Below are 16563 nucleotides of genomic sequence, written 5' to 3' on the forward strand. Positions count from 1 at the left end.
TTATTTATCAAACGTACAAAATTTACCGTTTGATTTATCGTTCGTCAAGACGCAAGATTTAACCAATTAGAAACATTTATGTAACATAGTTGGATAATTACGTGAGCACACTAGCAAACAAACACCCAATAGAAACGTCTCTTTTTGCCTCTAAAGCACCTCTTGAGTGGGCACTGGTTAACAACGGAACCTTGTATACCGCTCAAATTCCTATCAATCAATCTGGCGCGGTTGTTGAAGGAGGTATTGAAGCCCAAACGAGACAAACATTAGACAACCTTGTCCATACTTTAGAGTGTGCTGGTGAAACACTTGATTCAGTTTTACAGGTACTGATTTACGTCACTGATCGTGAGTATCTCACCACTGTTAATCAGGTCTACGCAGAGTACTTTAACGCGCCCTACCCTAATCGTGCAGCCATGGTGGTTGCAGGGTTAGCTCGTGAAGAAATGCTGGTGGAATTTGTTGTGTATGCCAGTTCCTCACAACCGACTTAACACATTATCTCATTAATTTCGTGATTGAGGTTTACCTTAATCGATAAGTGAAAGGAACGAACAATGACAACGCTAATCAACAATGTTCACGCTGAAAAAGCACTTTATATCGCAGGTGAATGGCACTCAGGCATCAGCACTATTGCCAACATCAACCCTTCAGATATCACTGAAAATATAGGCCACTTTGCACAAGCAAGCGAAGACCAAGTTCATCAAGCGATTGCCGCGGCTAAGCAAGCACAACCTGAATGGGAAAAAACACCTATTGAACGTAAACAGGCCATATTACAGGCGATTGGCGACGAGCTTATTGCGCGTTGTGACGAGCTTGGCACCTTGTTGTCACGTGAAGAAGGAAAACCGTTTGTAGAGGGTAGAGGTGAAATCTATCGCGCAGGGCAGTTCTTTCAATATTTTGCAGCTGAAGTGCTACGCCAAATTGGTGATAACGCGGATTCTGTCAGACCCGGTGTATCCGTAGAAGTTACCCGTGAAGCTGTCGGTGCTATTGCCATTATCTCCCCTTGGAACTTTCCTACTGCAACGGCAGCGTGGAAGATTGCACCGGCTTTAGCGTTTGGTAATAGCGTTATTTGGAAACCTGCAAACCTAACACCAGCAAGTGCTGTTGCCTTAACAGAAATCATCCATCGTCAAGGACTGCCTGCTGGCGTATTTAACTTAGTGTTAGGTAACGGTTCACAGGTAGGTAATGCGCTTATTAACTCCCCTAAGATAGATGGTGTTAGCTTCACTGGTTCTGTTGACACTGGTCGAAAAGTAGCCACCGCTACCGCGCCCAACTTTGTTCGTTGCCAACTTGAAATGGGCAGCAAAAACGCACTAGTGATTGCTGATGATGCCGACATACAAACCGCAGTAGATGCCACCATAGCTGGCTCTTTTTCTGGTGCTGGTCAGAAGTGCACCGCGTCATCTCGCCTTGTGGTCACAGACGGTATTCATGATGCTTTTGTTGATGCGTTAATCAAGAGAATGGGTAGCCTCAAGGTAGGTCATGCTTTAGAAGATGGCATATTTATGGGTCCAGTAGTGGATGGTAATCAACTTGATGCAAATCTTTCATGGGTAGACAAAGCCCGCCAAAGTGGGGCTGAGCTAGCCGTTGGCGGTGAACGCCTAAACATGAAACATGACGGTTTTTATATGTCTCCAACACTTTTCCTAGAAACCAAAAACAGTTGGGAAGTGAATCAAGAAGAAGTCTTTGCCCCTTTGGCTTGCGTTATTCGTGTTGCCGATTTAGATGAAGCTATTGCGACAACCAACGATACACGGTTTGGTTTAACCGGTGGGATCATCACTCAAAGCCTTCGTTCAAGTGCCCTGTTTAAACAGCAAGTACAAACCGGCTGTGTCATGGTCAACCTACCCACCGCAGGCACAGATTATCACGTCCCATTTGGTGGCCGAAAAGAGTCTAGCTTTGGTCCTAGAGAGCAAGGCCAATACGCAAAAGAATTCTATACCGTAGTTAAAACTGCCTATCAACGACCTTATTAGTGTTTTACGTAGAAACCTAAAAAAACAAAGAATTGAGTGAGGAGTTGATATGTATCAGAAGCGAATAGTGATAGACGGATTGCAATATTGCAACTGGAATCGAGAGTACTTCCAAACGCTAAAAGCAAGCGGTATCACTGCGGTTCACGTGACCTTGGTTTATCACGAAAATGCACGTGAAACCCTAACACGCTTTGCCGAGTGGAATTTACGTTTTGAACAAAATGCCGATTTAATCATGATCGTTCGTTCCATGGCTGACGTGACAAAAGCGAAACAACTGGGGAAGGTCGGTATCTTCTTTGGCGCGCAAAACTGCTCTCCTATCGATGATGAAATTGGCTTAATTGAAGTGATGCGCCAACAAGGCCTGCTGATCATGCAACTGACTTACAACAATCAGAGCCTTATTGCTACTGGATGTTATGAGCAACATGATTCGGGTATCACTCGATTTGGCAAACAAGCTATCGCCGAAATGAATCAAGTGGGCATGATTATCGACATGTCACACAGCGCAGAACGGTCAACTTTAGAAGCGATTGACCTTTCTTCAAGACCGATCTGCATCAGCCACGCAAACCCCACATTCGCGCATCAAGCTCTACGCAACAAATCTGATGAAGTAATCAAAGCCTTAGCCGCACGTGGGGGCCTACTAGGGTTTAGCCTATATCCATTCCACCTACCTAATGGCAGCCAGTGTACTTTGGAAGACTTCTGTCAAATGGTGGCATCTACCGCTGACTTAGTTGGTATCGAACATTTAGCGATTGGCAGTGATTTGTGTCTCAATCAACCCCAATCCGTATTGGAATGGATGCGTAATGGGCGATGGTCAAAGGCGATGGATTACGGAGAAGGATCCGTAAATAACGCCGGTTGGCCTGATTCTCTACCTTGGTTTTGCGGTAGTGCAGGTATGGAGAATATATATAACGGACTCATTCGCCACGGGTTCAGTGAACCTGAAGCGGGAAAAATACTAGGCGACAACTGGTTTAACTTCCTTATGCAAGGGCTTGAACCTAGCACGTAATACAGTAACTCGAACAAGGAATGGTCTACTTCTCATAATAAAAACAAGGTAGACGTTAACTAACATTTGCATCAGCAAAAAACGACTGGAGTCAGAGTATGTCTGATTTAACCAATAGCGTAAAAGCATCAGATCTTAATGTATCACACGGAATCACTGGGCGGACATCTGAAATGAAAACGACCAATGCAATTCAAGAAGGATCAACGTCCGACAAATTAGGACTGAAGAATCCAGCATTGTGGTACAGCGGAGGGTTCATCGCTCTGTTCGTACTTTTAGCACTTTACGACGGAGAGCTACTATCAACAATAGTTAACGCCGGTTTCGCATGGTCGGTCAAAGTCTTTGGCCCATACTGGCAGCTTTTATTGTTACTTACCTTTTTAATTGGCCTTGGTTTAGCTGCAGGACGAACGGGTAAAGTCATCTTGGGAGGTATCGACAAACCAGAGATGGACGCCTTCCGATGGATGGCGATCATATTCTGTACTTTACTGGCTGGCGGGGGCGTATTCTGGGCTGCCGCTGAACCAATTGCTCACTACGTCAGTCCACCACCGTTATATGGCCCGCAAGAGAATGCTCAGCAAGGTGCGATAAACGCCCTGTCTCAATCATTTATGCACTGGGGATTTTTGGCATGGGCAATAGTAGGCAGCTTAACCTCTATCGTTGTAATGCACCTTCACTATGATAAAGGTTTGCCTTTAAAACCAAGAATTTTGCTTTATCCCGTATTAGGTGACCGCGCATTGAAAGGCACCATAGGTGCTCTCATTGACGCTTGTTGTATTGTCGCTGTTGCTGCCGGAACAATAGGACCCATTGGTTTTCTTGGTCTTCAAGTGAGTTACGCATTAAATGTGCTATTTGAGATTCCCGATGGCTTTACAACACAATTAATTATCATCCTTTTTGCTATCGTGCTTTATACCCTTTCTGCATTGAGCGGGCTAAACAGAGGCATGCAAATGCTAAGCCGCTATAACGTTATTCTTGCACTAGCATTGATGACTTATATCCTTATATTTGGCCCGACGAACTTCATTTTTAATGGCTATATTCAAGGGGTTGGTAGCATGTTGGATAACTTCATTCCAATGGCAACTTACCGCGGAGACGAAGGCTGGTTAAGCTGGTGGACCGTATTCTTCTGGGGCTGGTTCTTAGGTTATGGGCCGATGATGGCCATCTTCATTGCTCGAATATCTAGAGGTCGCAGTATTCGCCAGTTGGTTACAACTATCAGCATTATTGCTCCTTTGGCAACCTGCTTCTGGTTTACCATTGTTGGTGGTTCTGGCTTAGCGTTTGAAATTGCGGAACCGGGCAGCGTGAGTAAAGCATTTGAAGGTTTTAATCTACCAGGTGCACTATTAGCGGTAACACAACAATTACCGTTCCCAATGTTGATTTCTATTTTATTCCTAATATTGACTACAATTTTCATTGTGACCACCGGTGACTCGATGACGTACACCATCAGTGTGGTGATCAGTGGTGAAACGGAACCAAATGCAATTATTCGAACTTTTTGGGGTGCGATGATGGGGGTGACAGCACTTATTTTGATATCTCTGGGGTCTGGAGGAATTTCAGCCTTACAATCTTTTATCGTGATTACTGCCGTCCCTGTATCGTTAATCTTATTACCTTCGCTATGGAATGCACCGCAAATTGCAATGAAGATGGCCAAAGAGCAAGGTCTATAACCTCAACGACATAACGTGAAATGATGGGCGAATAGCATCGCCCAAATCGAATACCTCTAATAACTAAAAAGTGGTGAGCAATATGCACGCACATCGTTCGATAAACGCAGAAGACACACTACGCAGTGCTGACATTGTTATGGTGCCGGAAAGGCTAGGAGCAATGCACCAAAACCGAATTAGTTTTGTCAGAAGCTTAGTTCGTAAAATGGCGCAACAGAAGTGGCAAGTAACCCAACATGAATGGCAACTTTCTCCTCAAGGCTTTGGGCATGTTATATACAAACTAACAACACCGAACCGCGTTTACCACCTTGTTGTTTTTTGTGATGAGATTGCTGATGACGAACGAAATGATAGAGTAATCGCTGAAAAATGGGATGTCACTTTTGCGCTGGTAGACGGGTGTGTGAACGTTGCGCTTATTGATGAACTAAGAGCGAATGTTCCACTTCAAGAAGCAGGTAGAAACCCTAATAATGTATTGGTATTGGCTCGTGCTAACAAAAGCGTGCGTATCTTCGAACACATTGTTAGTCAACTCACCGTCGGTGCACAACCTCGGCCAGAAGAGTTAGCCGATGTTGGCTATATCCTTCGTACCACAGCCGTTTATGGCAACGGCAAATTCGGCATTGCTGACTTTAAATTACTGGAAGAGAACCCAGATTTCGATCAGTCTTTTAGCGCCCAAATGTGTGCTGTTTATTTACTCAGAGCGTTTAGCCTAGATTGGGTAAATTATCTGGCTATCCAACAAAGCGGCGACAAAGCGGTCAGCTTACATCGTACCCTACAGCGTTATCTCGGCGTGGGAAATGCCACAGGATTGGGCATGGCTCCTTATTTGATAAACCATCCCGCGATTGTTAACCAGTGGATGACAACCAGAGAGAAGGCGCTTGCCAGTGTACTGAGTACTTCTATTGACGTTGATAAAACACCTCAATTGAATGCCTTATTATTAAAGGCTATCTGCCATTTGAACCAAGTTGTGACGATTAACGATGTTCAAAAAGCGTTGAATATCGCGGCGGTGGATGAACTTAGCCAACTACAAAGAAACCTGAGTTCATTATTACTTCAATGTTCAAATTGGTGTGACTTACTTGAGCGCAATAATAAATTGAGCTTGGAATCACAAGAGATTCTTATCTCTTGCTTAATGGAAATCTATCCCGAACGTGTTGATGTATTTGCAAATAAAATGAACTGCGATGAATCATTATCCTTGCCTAGTGGCAAAAAAATTCATGATCTGCTGGTGACACTAGAGCAAAACTATCACTGGGCCATTAATACCGATTTCACCCAAAAAGAAAATAGCTATTGGTTTTGGTATCGATCTGAAGATAAAGAAGAACCGCGTTTAGGTGTACGAGGTGAAGAGCAAGGCGAAGATAGAGAGCTGCCACTCGACATAGCAAGGCAAGCTTTTCGGCTATATAACGCCCTATTGGCGCATGCCCCAGAGTTGTCTCTTACTGCGTTTTTAATCAAACAACCTCAATACCGTACCATCGCTCGACGAGTCTGGACCTTAGGTCATGAGGCCTTGGGTGATATACAAATGAATGTACTTCATCAATCATCGTTACCTATGCATCTCTTGCGTTGCAAACTTGCTATTTTTGGTGCAACTAAGTTTGATCCTCGTTCTGATCGTTGGGTTCAAGTTACGTTCTTTCAAGGTGCACCATTGCTTGATGAAATTCATGACGGAGAGTGGTTATTTCCATTACTTCCAAGTGCAGAGCAGATAAGTGGAGGTAACAACAAATGATTGTTTCTCATAACGAATTAATCGCCGCTGTAAACAAAGCATTTCTAGGAATGAGGCGATTATGTGGCGAAGCCGATGTCATCGCCAACATGGTAGCCGATCTTCAAATGATTGGATTGGACGGGATAAAACAATTCAACAACGCCAGTGCTTTCATTAAGAATGAAGTGGACTGTCCTGTAGACATCCAGATTACGAGCGAGAGCAGCATTGAAGTTGATCTACACAACTGTAGTTTAGCCTGTCATCTGCCCATTATTCTTGATTACGCATTAGAGCAAATGGTGAACAGTAAAACGTTAACTATAGAACTAAAGCATTGCCACAACCGTTGGCTAAGCTACAGTGAATTGGTAAAGCTGGCCAACAAAGGGATAACCTGTTCAGCCAGTTGGGACAATGGAACAAGCCCAAAAAAAACGCTTTATATCTTAAATCGAGGCTGTCTTACACCTGAACTGTTTTTGTCGGAACTGCCCCCTAAATCTGACGGCCGAGTCCACAATATGAAAATAATACTGTCTGTAAATGATTTTGACATTGAGAAACTGTCTAATGGATATGACCGCCATATCAACTCGAAAGAGCTTAAACAAGTACAAGATAAAGCGTGGAAAGACGGTATTTATATAGACGATTTAGAATGGGAGTTACTAAAGAAAAATGCAGCCGCCATTTTGGTAGAAAATAGCCAGCGCTCGATTCAAGGTGCGGGAGAAATCGTTTAGAGACTATAACAAATTCGGTATGTACTCGTGCAAAATTCACGTTATAAAACAGGCGTCAATAAACATTGAATGCGTTGAAGCGTTACTAATGATAATTACACTAAGCTTACTGGTTTATTCGGAACTTAATAACATAATTCAAAGCGCCTGATGAAGAATCATCAGACGCTTTAATCTATATTGTCATTTAAATCGCGTTAACGTAGTCCAACGTATAGAACGGGAGGGCTATCATTAATAATGACCAAACAACTAAGATTACGTGAAGTACATCATTCTCAGAGAACCAAATTTTCTTTTGTTTCCAAAGAAGCTCACCAATACCTAGCTTCCAATATTTATCGAAGAAGTAATAAGACGCATAAATTAGGGCCCAAGAAATCATGCATAGTAAGTCATAGGTCGCACCAGTTTTAATATAACTCACGGTATTTATGAAGATAAAAGCAATGAAACTTGGCAATGAAGCAAACATCATAAATTCAAACGTTATGACTGACTTAGTTGCTGTAAATGCTCCCCACAGAGTAATAACAGTGTAGCCGACTGTCATAATAGCCGCATACCATATAAAGATATCAAACCAAACTGATTCTGGTGCTATTGAAGTGTATGCGATCGCTACCGTCATAGCGTTCATACTGACCTGTTGGAAGATAAGATATATGACTTCCCACCAAGTCGTCCATGAACACTCTTCACGGTGTTTCGCTTTCAATTCATAGCCAAAAGCCTGAAAACTTGTGCCAGCAATAATAGCACCAACCCCCCAAAGGATCATTGATACTCCCCACCAAAATCGAGACATTTGGTCGTCTTGCATGACAAAGAACTGAACACCAACAAGTGTTACAATAACACCAAGTAAATACACCCAGAACGTAGATGAAGGCTGACTGATGTCGAGCTCTTTACCAAGAAAATTAACTCGAACAAGCGGTTGTTCTTCACCCCAATTCTCCTTCGTCAAGCTTGGGTGTTTGAGCTCATGGACTTTCTCAAAAATAGACATATTAGTTTCCTCTTTAAAAGGTCGAATCTCAACCTAATTAAACTATGCCTCGTGATCAGGTATTAGCACGAGTTTGCCAACATGCTTACGACTCTGAAGTTCTTCTTGAGCTTCAACAATATCAGAAAGCGGGAACGCCTTTGCGAGAGCAGGTTTGATATCGCCGTTCTCAATAGCTTCAATCAAACTAGGGAATACGGGTTCGTCCCAACCAGTACATCCAATTAGAGTAAGATCTCTTAGGTACATAGTGCGAAAATCCAGCTCTACTAGTGGACCTGCAATAGCACCAGATGATGCATAACGACCGCCACGTTTCAGCATTTTCAGATTGTTCACGAAGTTGTCACCGGCGACATTATCAATGATGACATCCACAGACATTTCACCCAGTACTTCCAATGCATTTTTTCCGAAGTCAATCACTTCATCAGCACCGTAAGAACGTACACGTTCGATCTTATCTTCACCTTCTGCCGCACCGATAACATAAGCACCGCGACGTTTAGCGAGTTGAACAACGGCAGAACCCACACCACCTGATGCTCCAGCCACATAAACACGATCACCCGCTTTGACGCCTGAACGCTGTACCATATTTTCTGAGGTACCATAGGCGCATGGAATAGTGCCCAATTCAGCGTCGGTCCAATCACATTCAACAGGAAAAACTTCGCTAGACGTAATCTTCACATATTGAGCGAAAGCACCGTCGAAATCAGAAGCCATCCAAATATTATCCGGCGAATCAAAACCCTCGTGGCGAATACATGCCCGGATAAGAACTCGTTTCCCAACTAGATGTTGGTCAGCCTCATCTTTTGCTTCAACAACTAAGCCAGCGCAATCAGTGCCTTGAATGAACGGGAATGGTGTTTCTGCATTCCAACCACCGTCTTTTTCGTCTGCCGCGTCGCCAATCTCATTTTCGTCGTCAGACAAAGTATTCGTACCTTGAGTCACCTTCTGAGAGTACCAACCAATTCGTGTGTTGATTTCAGTATTGTTTACTCCAGCGGCGAGAACTTTAATAAGCACTTCACCCTTACTTATTACAGGCATAGGAACGTCTTTGTACTCCAGCATTTCATAGCCACCGTTACCCATGGTGACCACTGCTTTCATAGTTTTACCACCTTCCTTAAGGTCAAAACGGCTTTTGTCTTTATTGATATGAAGATTCACTTTCATTATTTTTCCTCTTTTTCTTATGTATGTTGATAGCCGTAGCCCAACGCTACGGCTTTACGGCGTTAAATACTTATTGTTTTTCTTTGATCTTCGCCATTTTGTGGTACGTCTTCGACCTTCGCCATTTTGTGGAACTTTAGTGCCAAAATTGCACCAACTAAACCAATGACCATAGTCGCGATGAAATATGCACGATAGCCGCCTTCGTTACCGAACGAGCTCCATAAAATATTATTCATTTGCGGAATAAAGATATCTGGTAGGTAGCCGATCAAGCTAACACAACCGATTGCCGTGCCTGTTAAGGCTGCACTAATTTTTGCCTGACCCAATAATGACCAGTAAGTACCGCGGATAATGTAAGCAAACAGACCTGTTAGCAGAACTAGTCCGCTGATCACTGTCGTATTTGCATGGCTAGAAATTAGGCCAAGTGCTAGCAAGCTTGCACTACCACCCAACAAGCCAAGACATACCGTAACCGCTTTACCAATTTTGTCCGCTAAGAAACCGCCCAGAAAACCACCGACAGGACGCATCCATAAAACACCAACCATCACAGAACCGACAGCGACGGCGTCAAAACCAAGGTTTGCTTGAAGATGGCCGCCATAATAATATGTCGCCCAAAAAACTGAATAACCGCAGAAGATAATCAAACCGTGGATGTATACGAACTTATTCTTAAGGATCTGGCTAACATCAGAAAACTTAAAGCCTTCTTCTTTATCGCCTTCACCAGCGCGTTCATCGTCAGTTTTAACAAACATGGCGACTAGAATCGCGATGGCGACTAAAGCGATCACGTACATATAGATGATCGCAGTTAGCGCTGTAGTCTTATCTGCTAGCTCTAAGCTATCACCTAAAGTTGCAGAGAATATAGCGAGTGCAATACTACCAAGAGCGGCTTCCACCAAACCACGGCCACCGTCAAGGAAGCCAAAGAATCGGCCTTCGTCCTCGGGGGTTGATAACATTTTGACTAGCTTCATATGCGCAGACCAGAACGTCAGAACAGCAAAGATACCCCAAACAATAAATACACCAACGACACCACTAAACGATGGCACTTGAGCGAACCAAAAACCACCGGCTGCGGTACCAAGTAAAGAAACGACCAATAGACCTTTTGCAGAGAACTTATCACTCAATACACCGCTTGGAAAATAGCCTGCAATAAACACCATACCTAGTATTGAATAAATATTATTGAGATCGGCTATATTCATCTGAAACACTTCAAGAATGGTTTCTTGATATTGCGCTTTCAAATAAACCAAGGGGAAGACTGCCCCCGCAGCGAGTATTACTAACGCGAACTGAAAGTACCGCGCCAAATTTGACTTATTCATTTTTCACCTTTATTTGATTAAATTAAATAGTATCTAACCCTAACCTTCACACATTATTAACGTGTAAAAATCCGAACTGTTTATTGTTATAATTAATAATATTAAATAAAATCTCACCTCTTATTTAATTAAGCGGTAATGGACGCCAATTAACTTTCACCAATTGACGCACTTATAATTAAAAGGGTGTTAATGTTTTATTAGAATTGACTAAATACCGTTTCTACAGCAAATGCTCCTGGATCCTTAGTCCCAGATAAACTGTCACTATTTAGGTAAGAGGAACGCCCTGCTTTAGCACTAGTCATTGCAACTGTGGATTCCGCTCCCATTTTTGCCGCTTCAATTGATGCCATAAAACCATTCTCTACCCAAGCTTCTAACGCAGGATGTAACGCATCAATCATGGTGCGGTCACCGGGCTTCGCTCCACCATAAGCCATCATCTGATCTAGACCTGCTTGCAGTGCTTTTGGAAGTGAACCATTCAGTTCAAAATCACGACCTGCTGCGGTAAACAAGATTGAAAGCAATACGCCTGAAGAACCACCCATGACGGACGTTAGGCAATCTGCAATAGTCGTTAATAGCTTTGATTTGTCTTGTAGAGGCAATGCATTCGCTTTAAGTTGGGCAAGGACTTTACGTGCTCCAGCAGAAAAAGTAGAGCCGGTATCACCATCACCCACGATTGAATCTAGATGGTTTAACTCTGCTTCAATGTCGATGATAGATTGACAAACTGTGTGCAGTGCTAATGCCGTTTCTTCATCATGAGAGGGCTCAAACGCCTTCTTCACAACTAGATTTTCACACTTGGTTACTGGCACTTTACGACGAGCAACGACACCCGGCCATGCACCCGTTTCAACTTCTGCAGTTAATGCTTTAGTGATCTCATCATCCAATTGAATCGTGGAAATAGAGAATCCTTTCATATCGATAGCTGTCATTAGCGAGCCGCTAACGATGAAGCTCGCTTGCTGACCAAGCTCTGACTCCATCACCTCTTTGGCCACGATGTTCATCTCGATTGGAGATAGACCACCTAAGTTGTTTAGAAGAATTGCGTTGTCGGTTGTCGGTTTCGCTTCAATAAGCTTGCTTACCATGGTTGATACAAGATCTTTTGCTTTTGGTAAGTCGATGGTTGCAATACCCGCTTCGCCGTGAATACCCAAGCCAAGCTCAGCTTTGCCTTGTGCGATTCGATCATTGCTTTCACCAGGTAATGAACAACTTGTTAGCGCCACACCGATAGAGGCCGTTTTATTATGTGCATCAACGGCGGCTTGCTTTACTTCTTCAAGAGACCCACCATTTTCTGCAACATAGCCTGCCACTTTCTGTACGAACAGCGTACCTGCAATACCGCGTGGTTGAGGGTTCTCTGGGATGGATATGTCATCACCAACAACAATCAGATCAACCTTACATCCCATCTCTTTTGCTTTTTCTACTGCAAGGCCGAAGTTAAGGCGGTCACCTGTGTAGTTTTTGATGATCACGAGACAGCCAGCGTCACCCGTTACATGAAGAATGGCACTAAGCACTGCATCCACACTTGGGGCAGCAAATAGGTCACCACATACTGCGGCAGTCAGCATACCTTTGCCTACAAAACCGACATGTGCTGGCTCGTGGCCTGAGCCCCCACCACAAATAATGGCGACTTTCTCTTTATTCCAATCATTACGAACAACGACTTTAATGTCATTATTAAAGTCTAATAACATGAGATTTTCTTTTTGCGTTGTATATAAAGTGCCATGGATAGAATCCATAACAAACGACTCTTTTGAGTTTAAAATAAGATCTGACATGTCTTTTCCTTAATCCAATATTTTAAATATTCTGTTATTTACCAAGTTGATGTGCCGTTAGAATCGCTGAGTAAACCGCGTCTGCTGTTACAGGGAATGGCATATTGTGTATGGTTTCACCTTCAGCGGTTGCCCCTTCAGCTACTTCGCGTAATTTGTCTTGGTTTAGCTCCTTCACGCCCATTTCAAATAGGTTTGTTGGCAAGCCAACAGAGCGGCAGAAATTAAGGACGGTATTGATCTCTTCTAATGGTGCGTTCTCTAGTACTAACTGAACGAGTGTACCGAATGCTACTTTTTCACCGTGGTATAGGTGGTGACACTCCTCTAGCTTCGTTAAGCCATTATGAATGGCGTGGGCAGCGGCTAGACCACTACTTTCAAAGCCAATGCCGCTTAAATACGTGTTTGCTTCAATAATGTTTTCTACCGCTTTAGTGCTCACACCATTCTCTGCCGCGACTTTTGCTTTTAGACCATCTTCAAGCAGCGTTTCATAACATAGTTTTGCTAGAGCTTGAGCAGAGCGAGTTGGGGCACCGCCTGCCATTGTTGGCTTACCAGAAGTCATGTTTGCGCGAGCTTCGAAGTACGTAGAGAGTGCGTCACCCATACCAGAAACAAGTAAGCGAACCGGTGCTTTTGCGATAACGGCTGTATCCATCACTACCATATTTGGGTTTTGTGGGAAGAGTAGGTACTCACTAAATTCACCTTCAGGCGTATAGATAACCGCGAGTGCACTGGTTGGGGCGTCAGTAGAGGCGATAGTCGGCACCACGACTACTGGTACTTTCGCGTAGTATGCCACTGCCTTAGCGGTGTCTAATGTTTTGCCACCACCGATACCAACGATTACGTCGTTCTTCTGAGTTGAAGCGATATTGATAATACGGTCGATTTCTTGACGTGAACACTCGCCATTAAACACATCCATAGCAAGTAGCATTTCTTCTTTCTGGAAGCTCGTTTTTACCGTGTGGCCAACGAGACCTGTAACAAATTCGTCAGCGATCGCCAATGGGTTTTCACCTAAGGCTTTCACGTAGCCAGCGATTGAGCTTAGTACGTTCTCACCTTGTACGTATTTGCTTGGGCTAATAATTATCTTATCCATGGACCTTAAACCTTCTGTTTTTCAAAGTTAGGCTCATCCTATTATTGAGCGCTAAATTTCAGAAGAAATTAACGAGTATTAAAAGTCTAATTTTGACGTTCACATCAATTAAAGCGATATACGTCTGTCATGACGAATAAAAACAACAACTGGATCACATTTACAAATCAATAGCTTCAAAAGCGTTTCATAATGCAACACTCTACCACCCTTATGCGTTTCATAATGTAACGCTTAATTTTTATTATTTATAATAAAAATCAATAATTTAAAATTTATATCCCTAGATATAAAAACATCAACCTTATATCTAGAAAAAAGCAATCAATTGGAGGCGCTACACTTGTATCTTCCAACGAATCAAGCAAGTCGACGTGTCTTTAAGAAGAAAAAAGCGCAGTACAGGACCTAGCCATTGATGCTATTAGACTTAAACCTTTTGAGAAAATGAATCGATGGTCAAAATTAGGGCACATAATGATCAACGTAGACATGCGGAAGAATCACTGAGATATCAGGAGATAGCGCTTACAGCACAAAGGAGATGGCTTTCACCAAAGTGTATATGCAACAATATTATATTTACATAAACATTTATAAATGTGATTAGCTCACACTATAATTACGGTTTGTACGGTTACAATAACTCTTTTATCCCTCTTTTATGGCCTTAACTTGAATGCTTTCTATCGAAGATAGTAAAACTCGCTGGGAATTTTTCCAAAAGCATCAGTGGGTATCACTTGAGTTCTCACATTCCCCTATATTTCAATCTTGGCAACGCTGTGTAAAACAGATCAGTCCATATGATTGGTCAAGACCGCATATTGCCTCTGGCTACACGCTAGCTTCATTGATCCGACGTACTGAACGAATCATCAACTGTGCTACCACACTCACTGAAGACACTTACGACTTACTGCGTGATGAGAAGCTACTGTTGATTATGACGGATGACAATGGTTGCGTGATGTTCATTATCGGTCACCATGAATTGGAATCTGAGATGGAGGCGTTAGGTATCAAAACAGGCTGTTTTATGAGTGAGGATAAAATTGGTACCAACGCGGTCAGTCTTTCTATTGACACCAATATGCCCAGCGAGGTGTTTGCTGCCGAACATTTTAAACGTGACCTTCATAATTTCTCCACCGCCGCCGCCCCGATTATTGATACCTATGGCAAGTTACGTGGCACTATCTTGCTCGTTAAGAAAGTCGAGGACTACCATAGATATGATCTTGTTATCGCTTCCTCGTGTGCCAAAGAGATCAGCCTTCAACTTCATATTCAAAGTGAACAGGAGAACATGAATCGCCTCCAGTCAGCTTATATTGCCACTTTGGAATACATGGATGATGGCATCATCTCATGGGATGGAGATAACCAACTATCCCTTATAAGCCATCAAGCGGAAAAGCTGTTAAAGGTAAATAGTAACGACCGGCTAGACAGCAACATATTCAACACTATCCGTTTTGCTCCTAATGTTGAAAACAGCATTAAACAAGGCAAGATGGTTCACCGTAAACAAACTACTTTCGAGGTCGATGGTGAGTTTATAGAAGCTGTCATTACCTACAGCTACTTAGCTGACGGTACTAACCTACTCTTTATTCATCCAATCGATACGATCCGCGAACAACCTCAACAACCGATCACTGATAGTGCTAAGTACAACTTCGATAGCTTGCCGTTTATCTCACGTGAGATGAAGCATGTGGTGACAGTTGGCCGCCGCGCAATTGAATCTCAAGCTCCTATCTTGATCACTGGCGAAAAAGGGGTTGGTAAAACCAAGTTAGCAATGGCAATTCACAATGAGAGTGAGTATCGAGATGGACCTTTTATTACTCTCAACTGTCACTCAACCGACCCTAAGCAGTTACTTCGTGAGGTCCTTGGTTGTGATGGGAGACAAGGAGAACAGGGAGAACTGTCCAAGTTCGAACTGGCACATAATGGCACCCTCTACTTGGAGAATATCGAATATCTTGTTACCGACCTGCAAACAACAATCCTTAATCTACTGAAAGCCGGTAGTATCAGTCGTAGTGATAGTCAGCGCCTAATCCCAGTAAGTTTTCAACTCATAACCAGCACCACAGTAAACATTAGTGAGTATGTCTCTCAAGGTTCTTTTGGCCGTCAACTTTATTATGAAATATCTACAAACGAATTACATATTCCGCCCATAAGAAAACGCAAAGAAGACATAGAACATATGATCTTTAAAATAGTTAATAGTTATGAGAAGCGCAATAATGTAACTATTACACTAAAAAAAGCGGTTATAGATATGCTGCTCAACTTCCATTGGGTGGGAAATAACTCTCAACTAAAAAACGTCATCGGACGTATGTTATTAAACCGCAGCTCAAACTTGGTTAAACTTGAGGATGTTCCAGACGAAATTAGGCGTCACTTTAAGCGAAAATTAAACGCAGGATCGGGCGTAATGCCCCTAGAAGAGTTAGAAAAACAGGCGATCATCCAATCATGGAAATTACTTAACGGTCACACGCAAGATATGGCTAAAGCACTCAATATTAGTCGTACGACGCTATGGCGAAAAATTAAAAAGTATGAGTTAACCGATATGATGGATTCATCTTGAATGCTGTTTTTTTTGAATGCTTCAGTGGCGGTTTGTCAGTTGAGTAATTCTTCAGCATTCAAACACTTTACTGAAAAATTGAAAGCTGACATTGCCCTTGAAGCGGCAATTCAAACTCAATGAATGTTGATTCGCCACCCACCTTCTTCTGCTCGG

General features: G+C 42.9%; 13 protein-coding genes. 8 read left to right on the top strand and 5 right to left on the bottom strand.

Translation table 11 applies throughout. The features are described 5' to 3' along the window. Window positions 1-101 precede the first annotated feature (101 nt). From L3V77_RS15095 to L3V77_RS15120, 6 genes are all read left to right on the top strand, one after another. On the top strand, window positions 102-500 hold the full coding sequence (locus L3V77_RS15095; RefSeq protein WP_275134866.1) for a RidA family protein: 399 nt from the start codon (window positions 102-104) through the stop codon (window positions 498-500). A 63-nt stretch (window positions 501-563) separates the two neighbouring features. After that, window positions 564-2027 carry an aldehyde dehydrogenase family protein gene (locus tag L3V77_RS15100; protein WP_275134867.1) on the top strand — a complete coding sequence of 488 codons (1464 nt, stop codon included), beginning with the start codon at window positions 564-566 and terminating at the stop codon, window positions 2025-2027. Window positions 2028-2076: 49 nt separating this feature from the next. After that, a complete protein-coding gene (locus L3V77_RS15105; RefSeq protein ID WP_275134868.1) occupies window positions 2077-3066 on the top strand; it encodes a membrane dipeptidase in 990 nt (329 codons plus the stop codon). A 98-nt stretch (window positions 3067-3164) separates the two neighbouring features. Continuing rightward, on the top strand, window positions 3165-4781 hold the full coding sequence (locus L3V77_RS15110) for a BCCT family transporter (RefSeq protein ID WP_275134869.1): 1617 nt from the start codon (window positions 3165-3167) through the stop codon (window positions 4779-4781). 70 nt (window positions 4782-4851) lie between these two features. Further along, window positions 4852-6564, top strand: coding sequence for a hypothetical protein (locus L3V77_RS15115; protein ID WP_275134870.1), 1713 nt, complete (start codon window positions 4852-4854; stop codon window positions 6562-6564). Then, on the top strand, window positions 6561-7292 hold the full coding sequence (locus L3V77_RS15120; protein WP_275134871.1) for a DUF3726 domain-containing protein: 732 nt from the start codon (window positions 6561-6563) through the stop codon (window positions 7290-7292). Before L3V77_RS15115 ends, L3V77_RS15120 begins: the two co-directional genes overlap by 4 nt. 187 nt (window positions 7293-7479) lie before the next feature. On the opposite strand, the gene L3V77_RS15125 is transcribed toward L3V77_RS15120, so the two are convergent. From L3V77_RS15125 to L3V77_RS15145, 5 genes are all read right to left on the bottom strand, one after another. After that, window positions 7480-8304 carry a hypothetical protein gene (locus L3V77_RS15125; protein ID WP_275134872.1) on the bottom strand — a complete coding sequence of 275 codons (825 nt, stop codon included), beginning with the start codon at window positions 8302-8304 and terminating at the stop codon, window positions 7480-7482. A gap of 42 nt (window positions 8305-8346) precedes the next feature. Continuing rightward, window positions 8347-9495 carry a zinc-binding dehydrogenase gene (locus L3V77_RS15130; RefSeq protein WP_275134873.1) on the bottom strand — a complete coding sequence of 383 codons (1149 nt, stop codon included), beginning with the start codon at window positions 9493-9495 and terminating at the stop codon, window positions 8347-8349. Window positions 9496-9557: 62 nt separating this feature from the next. Further along, complete coding sequence (locus L3V77_RS15135; RefSeq protein ID WP_275134874.1) at window positions 9558-10850, bottom strand: MFS transporter; 1293 nt, start codon at window positions 10848-10850, stop codon at window positions 9558-9560. A gap of 200 nt (window positions 10851-11050) precedes the next feature. After that, entirely contained in the window at window positions 11051-12673 is a 1623-nt protein-coding gene (locus tag L3V77_RS15140) for a dihydroxyacetone kinase subunit DhaK (RefSeq protein WP_275134875.1), read from the bottom strand. Window positions 12674-12707: 34 nt separating this feature from the next. Continuing rightward, window positions 12708-13790 (bottom strand): glycerol dehydrogenase, encoded by a 1083-nt coding sequence (locus tag L3V77_RS15145; RefSeq protein WP_275134876.1) that lies wholly within the window; start codon window positions 13788-13790, stop codon window positions 12708-12710. Window positions 13791-14469: 679 nt separating this feature from the next. Here L3V77_RS15145 and dhaR point away from each other — a divergent pair. Then, window positions 14470-16407 (top strand): dihydroxyacetone kinase operon transcriptional regulator DhaR, encoded by a 1938-nt coding sequence (gene dhaR, locus L3V77_RS15150; RefSeq protein ID WP_275134877.1) that lies wholly within the window; start codon window positions 14470-14472, stop codon window positions 16405-16407. Then, complete coding sequence (locus tag L3V77_RS15155; protein ID WP_275134878.1) at window positions 16408-16530, top strand: hypothetical protein; 123 nt, start codon at window positions 16408-16410, stop codon at window positions 16528-16530. The last annotated feature ends 33 nt before the right edge of the window (window positions 16531-16563 follow it).

The organism is Vibrio sp. DW001, from assembly GCF_029016285.1.
Classification (GTDB): Bacteria; Pseudomonadota; Gammaproteobacteria; order Enterobacterales; family Vibrionaceae; genus Vibrio.